Consider the following 15,349-nt stretch of genomic DNA (forward strand, 5'->3'; position numbering starts at 1 on the left):
AGGTGCCTGCGGCGGTTAGCCGAGAATGGCGTTGAAGAACAGCAGGGTGAGCAGCGAGGTGAGCCAGCCGAGCGTGGTGGGCACCGACCAGGTCAACAGTTGATGCTTGGCATTCTTGACCCCGAGCATGCGGTTGACCACCCAGAAATAGCTGTCATTGAAGTAGCCAAAGACCATAGAACCGATCGCGGCGGCCTGGGCGGCGAACACCATGTTGACGTCGGGAATGGTCGCCAGGATCGGTGCTGAAATGGAGGCCCCGGTGATCATCGCGACAGTGCCGCTGCCCTGGATAAGTCGCACCAGCGAAGCGATCACGAAGGGAATCAGCACGGCAGGCAGCGGTAGCGTCGCCACCCATTCGCCCATGTACTGGCCTGCACCGCTGTCGCGCAGCACGGCGCCAAGCGCACCGCCTGCCCCGGTCACCAGGAGGATGATACCGGCGCTTTCCACGCCTTTTTCCATCTCGGCGATCACCTCATCGCGCGGGCGACGCGGTACCAAGCCGTACAGCGCGACAATCACCCCAAGGCCCACGGCAATCACCGGGTTGCCCAGGAATGCGACGCACTGGCCGAACATGCTCATCTTGAGGGTGCTGGCAGCATCAAGTTTGGCAATCACGCCGACCAGCGTGTTGGCGAAGATCAGCAGGATCGGCAGCAGAATCGGCAACATCGACAGCCACAGCGGCGGCAGCTCGGCCTCACGGGCGTCGGCGCGCTCGAGTACTTCGCGGTAGGCAGCGGCCGGTTCGATGGGCGCCTGGCCGCTCTGGGCGATCATCGCTTCGATGCGCGGCCCCATGAAGCGGGCGTAGGCAACCAACACGAATGTCGCGGGAAGGGTGAACACGACCCCCCAGAACATCATCAACCCGACGTCGATATTGAAGATCCCGGCGATTCCCAGTGGCCCGGGAGTCGGCGGCACTGCGTGGTGGGTCAGCATCAAGCCGCCCGCCAGCGCGATACCCAGGGTCAGCATCGATTTACCGGTGTTACGCGACAGTGCGCGTACCAGCGGGTTGAGAATGACGAACGCCGAGTCGCAGAAAATCGGCACCGAGACGATGTAGCCAGTGACCATCATGGCCCACTCTTCGCGTTTGTTGCCGAGCCAGCGGACGAAGCTGTAGGCCATGCGCTCGGCAGCGCCCGAGACTTCCAGCAGGCGCCCCATCATCACGCCGAAGCCGATGACCAGACCGATGGTGGACAACGTTGTACCGAAACCGGTGGTGATGGATTTGACCAGCGCATCGGGTGCCATACCGCCGATCAGGCCGGAGATCGAGGCGGCTATGATCAGCGCCAGGAGTGCGTGGATACGCGTTTTCAAGACCAGCACGATCAATACGACGATGGCCAGAACCAGGCCGACCATCAATTGTGGGCCGGCCACTGATGTTGCTTCCATTGTTGATTCCTCTTGTTTTTATTAGCTGGAACAACGGCGCTGCTGGGGCGCCGTACTGGTTAGCGATGCATGTCGTGCTGATGAGCGTTGACGACGCTGTCGAAGTCCGCGTCGACCGTGAAACCCAGTTGCAATGGCCGCTTGATATCGAAGTCGCCCGGCCAACTGCACACGATGCACTGCACGCGTTCATCGGGCTCGAAGCTGACTCGTTGGCGAGCCGCGTCGCCGCCGACACGCGCCAGGCTGTCGAGCATCTCGCTGACCCGCACGCAGATGCCCGGCAGATTCAGGGTGCGACGCTGCCCGAGCAGCTCGCCGTCGAGCCGCGCTGCGTGGAGCAGGTTGTCGATCACGGTGCCGGGCGAGGACAGCCACAGGCGGGTATCGAGCGGAACCGGGCAGTTGCTTGGCTCGCCCGCCAGCGGTTCGCGCAGCATGCCGCTGGCGAACGACGAGGCGGCGGCGTTGGGCTTGCCGGGGCGTACGGAGATGGTCGGCAGCCGGCACACACGGCCGTCGACGAAGCCCTTGCGCGAGTAGTCGGTGATCAGCAGTTCTGCCATGGCCTTCTGCGCCCCGTAGGAGGACTGTGGCAATGGCGCAAGGGATTCAGGAACCTGCTCAGGGATAGGGCCGCCGAATACCGCCAGTGAACTGGCGAACACGAAGCGCGGCACCTGCTCCTGTTGCCGGCAAGCTTCGAGCAACGCTCGGGTTGCATCGAAGTTGATACGCAGACCTAGGTCGAAGTCCGCTTCTGCCTGACCGCTGACGACTGCGGCCAAGTGATAGACCACACGTGTATCGGGGCCGACCAGCGAGGCGATGAAGGTCGGGTCGCAAATATCGCCGATGTGTGAGGTGACACGTGGATCCTCAACCGGGCAGGGCGCCAGGTCGGCCGAGACGATATGGTCATTGGCTCCTAAAAGGTCGCTTGCGGTGGGGGCGAGCAACGCCTCGATCAGGCGGGCGCCGAGAAATCCGGCGCCACCAGTTACCAAAATATTCATGCATGAGGCTCCGCTTGGGAGAATATTCGGGGTGATAAGTGCGCCCCGTATTCTTGTTATTGATGAATCAGGTGACAGGTAGTTGTCATGTTGTATGATGAATTTAATGTCGATGCAACCGTTCGCGCCGTTCTTCTTCGTCATCAGTGATGGAAAACAGGCGTGGCGGTTGCCAGGAGATGCAAGTGGATAGGCTCAACGAAACCACCCCCAAGCTCGCCGAACGGCTGGCCAAACGCCTGAGTACGGCGGTTCACGAAGGTCAGCTCGCCGCAGGTGCGCGGCTACCCACCGAGCAGGCCTTGTGCGAACAGTACGGCGTCAGTCGCACGGTGGTGCGCGAGGCCACCTCGATGCTCAAGCGCGAAGGCATGCTCGTCTCGCGCCAGGGCAGCGGTACCTTCGTCGTGGCTAACCCCTCGGTGGCGCTACGCATGCCGCAACCACAAGGCAATTTTGCGGCGGTGGTGGAAATCATCGAGCTGCGTAGTGCGCTGGAAATCAAAGCTGCCGAGCTAGCGGCTACACGCCGTAGCAGCGCCCAGTTGCGGGCGATGCGCAACGCACTGGCCGAGCTCGATGAAGCGGTCGAGCGGGGCGAGGACGGTGTTCGTGAAGACCTCGCCTTTCACCGCTCCGTGGTCGCCGCCACCGGCAACCAGCACTTTCTCGAAACCATCGACTTTCTCCACCAGTTATTGCAGCAGGCCATCAGCGTGACCCGCCGCAACGAGGCGAAAAATGCGCAGTACATGCGCCAGGTCGACCATGAGCACCATGCGTTGCTCGATGCGATTGTCAGCGGTGACAGCGAGGCAGCCCGGCACGCGGCCTCGATGCATCTACGCAATGCCGAAACTCGCCTGCGCGAAGCGCAAAGCGAGGCAGACGCCGTCTTATAAAAATCACAAGAGGACTTATTCAGATGACAGCGATATCCAACATTGGCGTGATCGGCCTAGGCTCCATGGGCCTGGGTATGGCGCGCTCCCTATTGCGCGCCGGCTTGCCGGTATGGGGTTACGACACCCGCGCAGAGGTCAGCCAGGCCTTCGCAGCAGAAGGCGGCAAACCCGTCGAGGCGTTGCTTGAAAGTGCCTCGGTCAGTGACTTGCTGTTTATCGTGGTGGTCAACGCTAAACAAACCGAAGACCTGTTGTTCGGCGAACAGGGCGTCGCTTCGCGATTGCGCCCGGGCACTGTGGTGATCGCCTGCGCGACGATTTCTGCGGCAGCGGCGAGGCGCATCGCCAAGCGCTTGGCCGAGCAGCAGATCCTGATGCTCGATGCACCCATCTCCGGTGGCTCGGTGCGCGCTGCGGCGGGGGAGTTGACCATCATGGCCTCTGGGCCTGCGGCTGCCTTCGAACGCTGTGAATCAGCGTTGGCGGCTGTTGCTGCCAAGGTCTACCGACTGGGCGACGAAGCCGGCCAGGGCTCGCAGATCAAACTGGTCAACCAGCTTCTGGCGGGCGTACACATCGCCGCCGCGGCCGAGGCCATGGCCTACGGCATTCGCCAGGGCTGCGATCCGCAGGCCTTGTATGAGGTGATCAGCCACAGTGCAGGTAATTCCTGGATGTTCGAAAACCGCGTGCCGCACCTGCTGGCGGGTAACTACCAGCCGCGTTCGGCGGTGGACATCTTCGTCAAGGATCTCGGTTTGGTGCTCGACAGCGCGCAGGAGGCCGTATTCCCGCTGCCCATGACCGCCAGCGCGCACCAGATGTTCAAGCAGGCCTCGGCTGCCGGGTTGGGCCGTGAAGATGATATTGCCGTTGCGAAGATCTTTCCCGGTATCCGCCTGCCCGCTGCCGCCAACGAGGAGATGTGAACATGCCCTTGATCGGATGCATCGCCGATGACTTCACGGGCGCGACCGACCTTGCCAGCATGCTGGTGCGTGGCGGCGCTCGTACCATACAGACCATCGGCATACCGGCTCGGCCGCTGGAATTGGCCGATGCTGACGCCCTGGTTGTGGCGCTCAAATCGCGCAACCTGGCGCCCGCCGAGGCCGTTCGACAATCCCTACAGGCGCTCGAGTGGCTGCGTGAGCAAGGTTGCCAGCAGTTCTACTTCAAATACTGTTCGACGTTCGACTCCACCGCCGAAGGCAACATCGGTCCGGTCAGCGATGCACTGCTACAGGCACTGGGCAGTGACTTCACCGTCGCCTGTCCGGCTTTTCCGGAGAATCGCCGCAGCGTGTTCAACGGCTACTTGTTCGCCAACGACGTGCTGCTCAACGAGAGTGGCATGCAAGACCATCCGCTCACGCCCATGCACGATGCCAACCTGTTGCGCGTGCTGCAGCCGCAGACGTCTCACCCGGTTGGTTTGATCGACTACCGCACCCTGCGGGCCGGCGTCGACGCGACACGCCAGCGGATCGCCGCGTTGCGTGCCGAAGGCGTCGGCATCGCCATCTGTGATGCCACCGATAACCATGACTTGACTGTGTTGGGCGCCGCTTGTGCCGATCTGCCGCTGGTAACCGCGGGCTCAGGCCTGGCGTTGGGGATGGCGCAGGATTGGCAAGCCAGAGGGTTGCTTAAGGCCAGTGGCGAAGCGAGCCAGCTGGAGTCGGGTTGGGGGCGCCAGGCGATTCTCAGTGGCAGTTGCTCGAGGGCGACCCTCGCGCAGATCGAGCAGGCCGCAGCGCTGTATCCGGAGTTTCGCATCGAGGCGGGTGAGCTAATGGCCCGTGGTGATGCGTTGGTCGCCGAGGCGCTGGCTTGGGCCGAGCAGCACCAAGGGCCGGTGCTGATTTACGCCAGCAGCCCGCCCGAGGAGGTGCGCCGCGTTCAGCAGCAGTTCGGTACCCAGCAGGTTGGCGAGCGTATCGAAGCGGCCCTTGCGGCGGTTGCGCGAGGGTTGGTCGAGCAGCAGGGCATCGGCCAGTTATTGGTGGCTGGCGGTGAAACCTCTGGCGCGGTAGTCGGGGCGCTGGGCATCGAAGGATTGCGCATCGGCGCGAGCATCGACCCGGGTGTGCCTTGGACTCAAACGCTCGGCCAATCCGGCAAGCCACTGGCGTTAGCGCTCAAGTCCGGCAACTTCGGCAGTGCCGATTTCATGATCAAGGCATGGGAGAAGCTGGCATGAGCAACGAAAGTGCATTGCGCGAGGAAATCGTCGAAATCGGCCGCTCGCTGTACCTGCGCGGACTGAGCCCCGGCTCATCAGGCAACATCAGCGTTCGCCTTGATGATGGTTGGCTCTTGACCCCGACCAATGCCTGCCTGGGTCGGCTGGATCCAGCCGATATCGCCAAACTCGACTGGCAGGGAAACCATCTGGCGGGCAAGCCGGCCTCCAAGGAGGCCTTTCTGCACCGTGCGGTGTACGAGGGTCGGGAGGACTCCGGCGCCATCGTGCACCTGCACTGCACCCATTCGGCGGCTGTCTCCTGCCTGGACTGCCTGGACACAACCTCTTGCCTGCCCCCGCTGACGCCCTATTTCGTGATGCGCGTTGGCCGCTTGCCACTGATCCCTTACCACCGCCCCGGTGACCCACAACTGGGTGAGGCGATTCGTGGCCTGGTGGGGCAACACAGCTCTGTGTTGCTCGCCAACCATGGGCCTGTCGTCTCGGGCAAGAGCCTGGAGGCGGCCACCTACGCCATCGAAGAGCTGGAAGAAACCGCCAAGCTCTACTTGCTGCTGCGCCAGCAGCCGGTACGCCCGCTCGACGATGAACAAATTGACGAACTGCGCCAGACCTTCGGCGCTCAATGGTGACTGCCATGCCACGATTTGCTGCCAACCTCAGCATGATGTTCAGCGATGCTCCTTTTCTTCAGCGATTCGCCCGCGCCGCAGCTGCCGGGTTCAAGGGCGTTGAGTACCTGTTCCCCTATGATTTCACCCCGGCCGAGTTGGCCGAACGGCTGGCCGAGCATGGTTTGAGCCAGGTGTTGTTCAACCTGCCGCCGGGTGACTTCGCGGCGGGAGAGCGCGGCATTGCCGCCTTGCCGGGGCGCGAGGCGGAGTTCCGCGAGGGCGTCGATCGCGCCATCGAATATGCCCATGCGCTGGGCTGCCCGAAGCTGCATGCGATGGCCGGATTGGTGAGCGAGGAGGGCATGCGCCCGCGGATGCGCGAGGTCTACCTGGAAAACCTGCGCTATGCCGCTCGCCGCCTGGCCGAGCACCGACTGACACTGCTGATCGAGCCGATCAATAGCCGCTCGATACCTGGTTATTTCATCAATTATCAGGCAGAGGGCCACGCCATTCTCGCCGAGCTGGGCGAGCCAAATCTGAAGGTGCAGATGGATTTTTTTCATACGCAGATCATGGAGGGCGATCTTACGGCGTGCTTCAAACGCTTTCAGGCTGGGGTCGGGCATATACAGATTGCCGGCGTACCGGATCGCCACGAGCCGGACACCGGCGAGGTGAACTATCCGCAGCTATTCGCCCTGCTCGACGAACTTGGCTATGACGGCTGGATTGGTTGTGAATACAACCCGAGAGGCCTCACTGAAGACGGTTTGGGTTGGTTCGCACCTTGGCGTTGAAGTGCGCGGGGGTGGCATCGTCAAGTGCCGAGCGGGCTATGCGCTCTGCCGTTCGATGATCCTGAAACCGGTATCGATGCGCACTTTCACTGGTTCTTCGTGGGGATGATCGAGGCGTTGCACCAGCGCGCGGGCCGCCTGCACGCCGATGTCCGCGCCGTTGATGCACACGGTGGAGAGGGCCGGGTGCAGGTGAGCGGCGCTGCTCAGGTCGCCAAAGCCCATCACCGCCAGATCCTGCGGCACGCGAATGCCCAGTTCGGTGGCTTCTTCCAGCACGCCGTGGGCCAGGGTGTCGGAACTGCACACCAGTACATTCGGGCGCTCGCGACCTGCTAACAGACGCTGCAGGCCCTCACGGCCGAGGTTCACCGTTGCCGGTGGCGGCAACACCACGCGCGGCACCTCGGTAATCCCCTGGCTCGCCAGTTCGCTGATCAGGCTTTCGCAGCGTCGGTGGCCGCGTGGGTCATCCAGGGTCACCACGGCGAAGCGCCGATAGCCCTTGCCCATCAGGTAGCGCGCGGTGGCCACGCCGACCGCTTCGTGGGAAAAGCCCACCAACATGTCCAGCGGCCGCGGCGCGAGATCCCAGGACTCGACGATCGGAATGCCCGAGCGCGACAGGCGCGTGCGGCTGGCTTTGGTGTGTAGGGTGCCGGTCAGTACGATGCCATCGGGGCGCCGCCGCAAGATGGCGTCGAGTAGCTGCTCTTCGCGTTCGGCGCTGTAGTTGGTCAGGCCGATCAGCGTCTCGTGGCCGGCTTCGGTGAGGGTGTCGATCAGCGCCTGCACCGTGTCCGAGAAGATCGAATTGGCAATCGTCGGCACCAGCAGGGAAATCAGCCGGCTGCGCTGCTCGGCCACGCCGGTGAGCATGGCCGGCACGTAGCCGGTCTTGTGCACGGCACGAAAGACCTTTTCGCGCAGTTCCGGGCGGACGATCTCCGGCTGGTTGAGCGTGCGCGACACGGTGATCGGCGAAACGCCTGCGACCTTGGCCACATCCGCCAGCGTCGGCGGCTTGCCTGGGGCGGTAGCGGAGCGCCTGCCGGTCGCTCGATCATCGTCTCGCTGCATCCTGTGTTTCCTGGCCAATCCGGGGTCGGGCGATGTTATCCCAGCCGGCGATGCCATGGTGCATGGATCGAGGCCGCTGCATGGCGATGATTGACGGCTCGACGCTTCGATGGTCAGATGCGCGCCAGTTTCAGGTGTCCCATGCCGCCGTGCATGGGGTGAAACGGGAAGCCGGTTCGTCATTGAGAGGTCACCTCCAAAATGATCAGTCCGGCGCTGCCCCCGCAACGGTATGCGAGCGAAGCATTCGATTAACCACTGTGCCACGGCATGGGAAGGTGAATGCTTCATGACCCTCGTGAGCCCGGAGACCGGCCCGAAACTTCTGTTTGGCAAACCCGCGGTGGGCGGGCGCAGGCCGGTTTCCGTGGGCTTCGTGCGCCTGCGATTCCCTATGCGTTGTTCCCTCCGGGATTCATTCATTCCTGTTTCGAGTGGAACGACATGTCCCGATATTCCCTGTTCGATGCCCTGTCGGGCAAATCCCTGCGCATGGGCCTAGTGCCCTGCGTGCTGTTCGCCTTGCCGGCTCAGGCCGCCGAGTCGAACGCTTCAATAGCCTTGCCCTCGACGGCGATCACCGGCACGGCCGATGAGTCGTCGCCGCCTGATCTGCATACGCTGGCAACGACCGGCTCGCGCCTGAATCTGACGCCACTGGAAACGCCCGCCAGCGTCAGCAGCATTGGCGCCGAGCAGATCCAGAAGCGCAACAACGCCACCGTCCAGGAGGCCGTCACCCGTTCACCTGGCATCACCTTCATGGGCACGCCCGGCAATGGCGGCACCGCGTTGTCCGCCCGGGGTTTTACCGGGCACAGCTCGACCATGCAGCTGTATGACGGCACCCGTCTTTATGTCGGCGCCGGCACCGTGACCTTTCCGGTCGATACCTGGTCGGTGGAGCGTATCGACATCCTCCGTGGCCCGGCCTCGGTGCTGTACGGCGAAGGGGCGACGGGCGCGGTGATCAACGTGGTGCCGAAGAAGCCTTTCGAGGGCGAGATCCGCAATCGCGTGCGTCTGGGTTACGGCTCCGATGATCGTCAACAGATGGCACTCGATAGCGGCGGCTCCCTGAACGACCGCCTGAGCTACCGTTTCAATCTCAATCAGCAGGCCAGCAATGGCTGGGTCGACCGTGGTGATTCCGAGAGCCTGGCCATCAGTGCTGCATTGCGCTGGGAGGCGACCGACGACCTGAGCTTCACCCTCAGTCACGATTACGGTAATCAGGAGCCGCAGCAGTATTTCGGCACGCCGTTGGTGGATGGTCACTACCGCGAAAGCCTGCGCGAGCGTAACTACAACGTCGAGAACGCCACGCTGCAGTACAACGACCAGTCGACCCGCTTGGTGACCGACTGGACGATCAGCGACAACCTGAGTGCCAGCAACCAGCTGTACTACCTCAAGACCCAGCGGCGCTGGCGCAACGCTGAAACCTACACCTGGCAGCCGGGTGATTTAGTCGAGCGTAGCGATTTCATCAGCATCAAGCACACCCAGGAACAGATCGGCGACCGCCAGACGTTCACCCTGCAGCATTCGCTGTTCGGCCTCGACAGCCGCACCGTGGTTGGCGTGGACTACAACTCCATCCGTTTCGTGCGCAAGCATGATTTCGGCAATACCCTCAGCGACAGCGTGCCACTCGGCCAGTCCGGTGGTGGTAGCTACATCAGCAATGACCCGTATCGCGCTCGCGAAGCCAATCAGGCGCGTCAGTTCTCGTTGTTCGCCGAGAACCGCACGCAGCTCACCGAGCAACTGGCACTGGTCACCGGTGTGCGCCGTGACCAGGTACACCTGAATCGTGATGATCTGCTGGCCGGCACCCGCAGCGACCGTAGCCTGACCGGCAACAACTGGCGCGCCGGCCTGGTGTTCGCGCTGACCGATGACTTGTCGCTGTACGGTCAGTACGCCACCAGCACCGAAGGCGTCGGCAACCTGCTGACTCTCAGTGCGGGCCAGCAGCAGTGGGATCTGAGCACCGCCAAGCAAACCGAAGTGGGCATCAAACAGCAGTTTTTCGATAACCGTGGCGAGTGGACGCTGGCCGCCTATCACATCGTCAAGAACAAGCTGCTCAGTACCGACCCGGCCAACCCGACCGTCCAGCAGCAGGTTGGCCAGCAATCCTCGGATGGTATCGAGGCGACCCTCGAGCTGCGCCTGCCCTATGCCGTGCAGCTGTCTGCCAATGCGGCACTGGTGCGCGCCGAGTACGACGAGTTCGTCAGCGGTGGCGACGATTTCCAGGGCAATCGCCCCACCAACGTGCCGCGTCGTTCCGCCAACCTGTGGTTGAGCAAGGACTTTGCCGAGCGTTTCAGCGTCGGTGCCGGCGCCCGTTATGTGGACAGCCGCTACGCCGACAACGCCAACAGCGTCAGGGTACCGAGTTACACCGTGGTGGACGCCAACTTCGACTGGCATCTGCAGAAGGATCTGACCCTCGGCCTGCAGTTGAACAACCTGTTCGACCGTCAGTACGCCACCACCACGAGCAACAATGGCCAGCAGTGGTACCTGGGCGAGCCACGCTCGTTCTTCGTCAGCGCTGACTACAGCTTCTAAACGCCGGCGCACCGGGTAGTTTGCCGGTGCGCCACAAGCAGGAGTCGGGCATGTCGAGGCTACGTATCGAAAAGCTGTCATGGGCCGTCGAGAGTCGGCGCAGTGCGCCACGCTGGCTGTTGCAGGACATCGATCTGCATATCGGTGAAGGCGAGTTCGTCGGCCTTATCGGCCCCAACGGCAGCGGCAAGACCAGCCTGTTGCGCTGCGCCTATCGTTCCAGCGAGCCGGCGAGCGGCAGCTTGCATCTCGACGGCGAGAACCTCTGGCGGCAGACCCCGCGCTGGAGTGCGCAGCGCATCGCCGTGGTGCTGCAGGAGTTTCCGCAGGAGTTCGGCCTCAGCGTCGCCGATGTGGTCGCCATGGGGCGCACGCCGCACCAGGGGTTGTTCGCCGGCGACAGCGCCGAGGACGCCGCAATGGTGGCCCAGGCGCTGCAGCAGGTCGGCCTGACTGCGCAGGCGGGTCAGGCGTTCGCCACCCTTTCCGGCGGCGAGAAACAACGGGTGTTGCTGGCCCGTGCGCTGGTTCAGCAACCCGGCTTGCTGATTCTCGACGAGCCGACCAACCACCTCGACCCGCGTTACCAACTGGAGTTGTTGCAGCACCTGCGCAGCCTCGGCCTGAGTACCCTGGCCAGCTTTCACGACCTGAACCTGGCGGCGGCTTTCTGCGACCGCCTCTATGTCATGGCCGCTGGCCGTCTGGTCGCCAGCGGCACACCTGCCGAGGTGCTGAGCGCCGAGCTGTTGCAGCGCGTATTCGGTGTGCGGGCGTTGGTCGACAGCCATCCGCTGCATGCCTACCCACGGATCACCTGGATTACCCAATGAAGACCCTCAGATACTTTTGCAGTCTGTCGCTGGCGCTGCTCGCGCTGCCGGCAGTTGCCAGCGACTATCCACTCACGGTGCGCAGCTGTGACCGTGACGTGACTTTCGAGCAGGCGCCCCAGCGCGTGGTCAGCCACGACATCAACATGACCAGCATGCTGATCACCCTTGGCCTACGCGAGCGTATGGTCGGCTACACCGGCATCAGCGGCTGGAAAACCCTGGATCCTGCCTTCAAGAATTCGCTCGGCGATGTGCCCGAACTGGCCAGCCGCTATCCCTCCGTAGAGACCTTGCTGGAGGCCGATGCGGATCTGTTCTTCGCCGGCTGGAACTACGGCATGCGGGTCGGTGGCGCGGTCACCCCGACGACCCTGCAGCCCTTCGGAATCGCCGTCTATGAACTCAGTGAGTCCTGTTCCTGGGTGATGAAACAGCAGGGCGCCAGCCTCGATGACCTGTACCGCGACCTGCTCAACCTTGGGCGGATCTTCGCGGTGCAGCCGCGGGCCGAGGCACTGGTCGGGCAACTGCGCGAGCGCATCGCGGCGGTGCGCACCGCTGTCGAACAGGCCGGCAGCTCGCCGCGGGTGTTCCTCTACGACAGCGGCGAAGACCGCCCGACCACCTCCGGGCGTATGGGCATGCCCCAGGCACTGATCGAAACGGCAGGCGGACACAACGTGATGGACGATGTCACGGCCAGCTGGATCCAGGTGAACTGGGAAAGCGTGGTGGAGCGCGACCCCGAGGTGATCGTGATCGTCGACTACGGCCCGCGTTCCTGGCAGCAGAAGCGTGACTTCCTGCTCGGTAACCCTGCACTGCAGGCGGTGACGGCGATCCGCGAGCAGCGTTTCGTGGTGCTGTCCTACCTGGAGGTCACGCCGTCGGTAGAGAACGCCACGGCCATCGAGAAGCTCGCCGCCGGCCTGCATCCGCAGTCGGGGAGCCGCTGATGCCGATCCGCAGCGCAGCGGCTTATCGGGCGCTGATCATCGGCCTGTGCGTCGTCCTCGCATTCTCTTGTGTGATGGCGCTGGGCTTCGGCCCGGCAGCGGTGCCGTTGGCCACTGTCTGGGGGATCCTCGGCAAGCAGCTGGGCCTGGAGCTGGGCGCTGAATGGAGCCGCAGCCAGGAGCCCATCGTCTGGCTGATCCGCGCGCCGCGGGTATTGCTCGGCGCGCTGGTCGGCGCCGGGCTGGCCCTGGTTGGCACTGCGCTGCAGGCCGTGACCCGCAACCCGCTGGCCGACCCCCATCTGCTCGGCGTCAGTTCCGGTGCAGCGCTCGGCGCGGTGCTGGTGGTGCTTTACCTGGGCGAGTTCTTTAGTGTGTTCAGCCTGCCGCTGGCCGCCTTTATCGGCGCTGCTGGGAGCATGCTGCTGGTACTGGCGGTGGCGCGGCGCAGCGGTCGCCTGGAAAGCGATCGGCTGCTGCTGGCCGGCGTGGCGGTGTCGTTCGTGCTGATGGCGCTGGTCAATCTGCTGCTGTACACCGGCGACCACCATGCGGCGGCGTCGGTGGTGTTCTGGATGCTCGGCGGTCTGGGCGCAGCGCGCTGGGACGTGATCTGGTTGCCGGCGGTCTGCGTGGCCACCGGTTTCGTGGCGTTGCTGGTGCTGTCGCGCGGGCTGAATGCATTGATGAGCGGCGAGCAGACCGCCGTGAGCCTGGGCTTCAGTGGCAAGCGGCTGCGCCTGCAGGTGTTCGTCTGCACCTCGCTGCTGACCGGCGTGCTGGTGTCGCTGTCCGGTGCCATCGGTTTCGTCGGCCTGATGGTGCCGCACGTGGCCCGCGTGTTGGTCGGCGCTGAGCATCGTCGGCTGATTCCGGTCAGCGGCTTGCTGGGCGCGTTATTCCTGGTCTGGGTCGACGTTGCCGCACGCACGCTGATCGCGCCGGAAGACCTGCCCATCGGCATCGCCACGGCGGCGTTGGGCGGGCTGTTCTTTATCGCGCTGCTCAAGCGGCGCCAATAGCGGCTTGAGCAGCGTCGGCCGGCATGGTGTTCGCGGGTTCTTGGGGCGGAACGACTGCTGGCCACTCATCCACAGGCCTGAACTTAACGTCAGCGGCCCTCTCGGAATCTGCATCACGCACTCGTGTCCCCGGAGATTCCATGCACTCACCTATCCATCACGGCAGTTACGCCTTAGCTGTTGGCAATTTTTCGCCGCCTATCATGGCTCTGCACGATCATGGCCCGGCTTCTCATGCATGCCGATGTTCTCTTGGTGGGTTGTCTAGGCGTATGGATGGAGGTAACTGACGTGCCCGGCATCACTCCCTCCTCAATTTCCATGGTTGAGCCCCAGGATGTTTCCGATTCACTGATGTTCGGTACGCCGAAAGCACGCCTGGATTTCTACCGTCGGGAGATCCAGTACGAAACCAGGCTGCTCGCCGATCGAACCAACGCTTATTTGTCCGCTCAGTCATTTCTGGTCATCGCCTACGCCTCGTCCATGGCGAACTCGAATCCGCAGTGGGGGGCCTGTTCACCTTGGTGGTGCCCGCCATGCTGGCGCTGCTAGGGATCGTCAGTTCGCTGAATGCCTGGCCTGGGATAAGGGCATCGTCGGCGATAGTCGGCCATTGGCACTTCAAGCAGGAACAACTGCTGCACAGTGAGCCCAAGTTTGGCCATGCTTACGACGAGTCACCGTTGTTCAGCGAGCATGAGTCCAGTAATGAGCGCTACTACAAGTCCCTGAGATTCTCGCTGCGCTCACCGTGGCTGTTCACCATTTTCTGGATGGTTCTGGGCTTGTTCTCGTTGTGGCTGCAACTGTCGACGTCGGCAAAAATCTGACCGCCCACCATTTGTAATAACACTCATCACTGGTTCTTTGCAGCCAGTCGGCTGAATGTATGTGATGGGGCGGATGCTCAGTTGGCCGATCTTCTCTGCTCACAATGTTCAGGCGAGGCCGGGGGGCGCCCTGCAGTGACATGTGGGGTTTCCACTGCGCGGTGGAGGAGTGCTGAGGGCTTGCGTGATGGTTACCGCCAGCAACTTGCTGGCGGTGGCCTGCAACGGTGCGATTACAGTTTGAAGTTGCCCACCAAGCCATCCAGGTCTCTGGACAGGCTCTGCAGGTTGCTGCTGGCATCGTTTAACTGATCGGCGATTGCCGTGGTTTCCTGGGTGAGCTGGTTGATCTGCTCGACGTTGCGGTTGATCTCTTCGACCACGCAAGACTGCTCTTCGGTGGCGGTGGCGACCTGAATGTTCTGGTCGCTGATCTGGCTGATCTGACCGTTGATCTGTACCAGTGCCTCGGAGGCCTTGCTGGCGTATTCGACCACCAACTCGCTCTGCTGACGCCCTTTGGCCATGGCTTCTACCGCTGAGCGGGATTCGGCTTGCAGGCGGTCGATGACCTTCTGGATTTCATTGGTCGAGGCCCCGGAACGGCTCGCCAGGGTGCGCACCTCATCGGCCACCACGGCAAAGCCGCGGCCCTGTTCGCCTGCACGTGCCGCCTCGATAGCGGCGTTGAGGGCCAGCAAGTTGGTTTGCTCGGAGATGCTGCGAATGGTGCCCAGCGTGGCGCTGATCGCATCGATCTGTCCGGCCAGTGCGCCGATCACCTGTGAAGCCTGATCCAGTTCGCCACTCAGTGCGCCGATCTGACGGTTGGCCTGGGTGACCACTTCGCCACCCGTGGTGGCGTGCTCGGTGGCTTCGCGCGCCATACGGGCGGCATTCTCGGCATTGCCGGCAATTTCGTTGACCGTCGAACCCAATTCGTGAATGGCGGTAGCCACCTGCACGGTGCGGTCGCTCTGGGCGGTGCAATTGCTTTGCGTCAACTGCGCGCGCTCGGCCACTTCGCGGGCCATGTTGGACAGTTGCCGCGAATTGCCGGCCAGTTGCTGCAT

Annotated in this window: 13 protein-coding genes, 1 pseudogene and 1 riboswitch; of the genes and pseudogenes, 10 read left to right on the forward strand and 4 right to left on the reverse strand. The window is 63.2% G+C overall.

Features of this window, described 5'->3' with window-relative positions; all coding sequences use genetic code 11:
- Window positions 1–15: 15 nt before the first annotated feature.
- Together ACZ0AI_RS01955 and denD are read right to left on the reverse strand one after the other, a co-directional pair.
- A complete protein-coding gene (locus tag ACZ0AI_RS01955; protein ID WP_070881622.1) occupies window positions 16–1,422 on the reverse strand; it encodes a GntP family permease in 1,407 nt (468 codons plus the stop codon).
- Between the two features lie 59 nt (window positions 1,423–1,481).
- Window positions 1,482–2,438: a D-erythronate dehydrogenase gene (gene denD / locus ACZ0AI_RS01960; protein ID WP_463564321.1), complete on the reverse strand. Its 957-nt coding sequence runs from the start codon at window positions 2,436–2,438 to the stop codon at window positions 1,482–1,484.
- 185 nt (window positions 2,439–2,623) lie between these two features.
- On the opposite strand from denD, the gene ACZ0AI_RS01965 reads away from it, so the two are divergent.
- From ACZ0AI_RS01965 to otnI, 5 genes are read left to right on the forward strand one after another with little or no spacing between them, the layout of a single operon-like run.
- On the forward strand, window positions 2,624–3,340 hold the full coding sequence (locus ACZ0AI_RS01965) for a FadR/GntR family transcriptional regulator (protein WP_463564322.1): 717 nt from the start codon (window positions 2,624–2,626) through the stop codon (window positions 3,338–3,340).
- Between the two features lie 23 nt (window positions 3,341–3,363).
- A complete protein-coding gene (gene ltnD / locus ACZ0AI_RS01970) occupies window positions 3,364–4,272 on the forward strand; it encodes an L-threonate dehydrogenase (RefSeq protein ID WP_463564323.1) in 909 nt (302 codons plus the stop codon).
- Window positions 4,273–4,274: 2 nt separating this feature from the next.
- A complete protein-coding gene (gene otnK / locus ACZ0AI_RS01975; protein ID WP_463564324.1) occupies window positions 4,275–5,546 on the forward strand; it encodes a 3-oxo-tetronate kinase in 1,272 nt (423 codons plus the stop codon).
- The gene (gene otnC / locus ACZ0AI_RS01980) at window positions 5,543–6,184 is read left to right on the forward strand and encodes a 3-oxo-tetronate 4-phosphate decarboxylase (protein WP_070881757.1); all 642 of its coding nucleotides are present in this window, start codon (window positions 5,543–5,545) and stop codon (window positions 6,182–6,184) included. Before otnK ends, otnC begins: the two co-directional genes overlap by 4 nt.
- 5 nt (window positions 6,185–6,189) lie before the next feature.
- Window positions 6,190–6,966: a 2-oxo-tetronate isomerase gene (gene otnI, locus ACZ0AI_RS01985; protein WP_463564325.1), complete on the forward strand. Its 777-nt coding sequence runs from the start codon at window positions 6,190–6,192 to the stop codon at window positions 6,964–6,966.
- Between the two features lie 36 nt (window positions 6,967–7,002).
- Here the strand turns inward: otnI and ACZ0AI_RS01990 are convergent, their stop codons facing one another.
- The gene (locus ACZ0AI_RS01990; RefSeq protein WP_463564326.1) at window positions 7,003–8,046 is read right to left on the reverse strand and encodes a LacI family DNA-binding transcriptional regulator; all 1,044 of its coding nucleotides are present in this window, start codon (window positions 8,044–8,046) and stop codon (window positions 7,003–7,005) included.
- A gap of 115 nt (window positions 8,047–8,161) precedes the next feature.
- Window positions 8,162–8,380: riboswitch (cobalamin riboswitch) on the forward strand.
- A 110-nt stretch (window positions 8,381–8,490) separates the two neighbouring features.
- On the opposite strand from ACZ0AI_RS01990, the gene ACZ0AI_RS01995 reads away from it, so the two are divergent.
- The 5 genes and pseudogenes from ACZ0AI_RS01995 to ACZ0AI_RS02015 all read left to right on the forward strand — a co-directional run bounded on the left by ACZ0AI_RS01995 (window position 8,491) and on the right by ACZ0AI_RS02015 (window position 14,276).
- The gene (locus ACZ0AI_RS01995; protein ID WP_463564327.1) at window positions 8,491–10,629 is read left to right on the forward strand and encodes a TonB-dependent receptor; all 2,139 of its coding nucleotides are present in this window, start codon (window positions 8,491–8,493) and stop codon (window positions 10,627–10,629) included.
- A gap of 50 nt (window positions 10,630–10,679) precedes the next feature.
- On the forward strand, window positions 10,680–11,462 hold the full coding sequence (locus tag ACZ0AI_RS02000; protein ID WP_463564328.1) for an ABC transporter ATP-binding protein: 783 nt from the start codon (window positions 10,680–10,682) through the stop codon (window positions 11,460–11,462).
- Entirely contained in the window at window positions 11,459–12,421 is a 963-nt protein-coding gene (locus ACZ0AI_RS02005) for an ABC transporter substrate-binding protein (RefSeq protein ID WP_463564329.1), read from the forward strand. The genes ACZ0AI_RS02000 and ACZ0AI_RS02005 overlap by 4 nt, the downstream gene beginning before the upstream one ends.
- Entirely contained in the window at window positions 12,421–13,443 is a 1,023-nt protein-coding gene (locus ACZ0AI_RS02010) for a FecCD family ABC transporter permease (protein WP_463564330.1), read from the forward strand. Before ACZ0AI_RS02005 ends, ACZ0AI_RS02010 begins: the two co-directional genes overlap by 1 nt.
- Before the next feature lie 321 nt (window positions 13,444–13,764).
- Window positions 13,765–14,276 (forward strand): annotated as a pseudogene (locus tag ACZ0AI_RS02015) (RipA family octameric membrane protein).
- A 233-nt stretch (window positions 14,277–14,509) separates the two neighbouring features.
- Here ACZ0AI_RS02015 and ACZ0AI_RS02020 read toward each other — a convergent pair.
- Entirely contained in the window at window positions 14,510–15,349 is an 840-nt protein-coding gene (locus ACZ0AI_RS02020; RefSeq protein WP_463566036.1) for a methyl-accepting chemotaxis protein, read from the reverse strand.

The sequence above is a fragment of the Pseudomonas sp. AC355 genome, from assembly GCF_979258205.1.

Excerpts from the sequence above, each read along its gene's own strand:
- ACZ0AI_RS01995 (WP_463564327.1), top strand. The coding sequence starts at position 8,491 with ATGTCCCGATATTCCCTGTTCGATGCCCTGTCGGGCAAATCCCTGCGC.
- denD (WP_463564321.1), bottom strand. The coding sequence starts at position 2,438 with ATGAATATTTTGGTAACTGGTGGCGCCGGATTTCTCGGCGCCCGCCTG.
- ACZ0AI_RS02000 (WP_463564328.1), top strand. The coding sequence starts at position 10,680 with ATGTCGAGGCTACGTATCGAAAAGCTGTCATGGGCCGTCGAGAGTCGG.
- ACZ0AI_RS02020 (WP_463566036.1), bottom strand. The coding sequence starts at position 15,349 with ATGCAGCAACTGGCCGGCAATTCGCGGCAACTGTCCAACATGGCCCGC.
- ACZ0AI_RS02010 (WP_463564330.1), top strand. The coding sequence starts at position 12,421 with ATGCCGATCCGCAGCGCAGCGGCTTATCGGGCGCTGATCATCGGCCTG.
- ACZ0AI_RS01990 (WP_463564326.1), bottom strand. The coding sequence starts at position 8,046 with ATGCAGCGAGACGATGATCGAGCGACCGGCAGGCGCTCCGCTACCGCC.
- otnI (WP_463564325.1), top strand. The coding sequence starts at position 6,190 with ATGCCACGATTTGCTGCCAACCTCAGCATGATGTTCAGCGATGCTCCT.
- ACZ0AI_RS02005 (WP_463564329.1), top strand. The coding sequence starts at position 11,459 with ATGAAGACCCTCAGATACTTTTGCAGTCTGTCGCTGGCGCTGCTCGCG.
- otnC (WP_070881757.1), top strand. The coding sequence starts at position 5,543 with ATGAGCAACGAAAGTGCATTGCGCGAGGAAATCGTCGAAATCGGCCGC.
- otnK (WP_463564324.1), top strand. The coding sequence starts at position 4,275 with ATGCCCTTGATCGGATGCATCGCCGATGACTTCACGGGCGCGACCGAC.
- ltnD (WP_463564323.1), top strand. The coding sequence starts at position 3,364 with ATGACAGCGATATCCAACATTGGCGTGATCGGCCTAGGCTCCATGGGC.
- ACZ0AI_RS01955 (WP_070881622.1), bottom strand. The coding sequence starts at position 1,422 with ATGGAAGCAACATCAGTGGCCGGCCCACAATTGATGGTCGGCCTGGTT.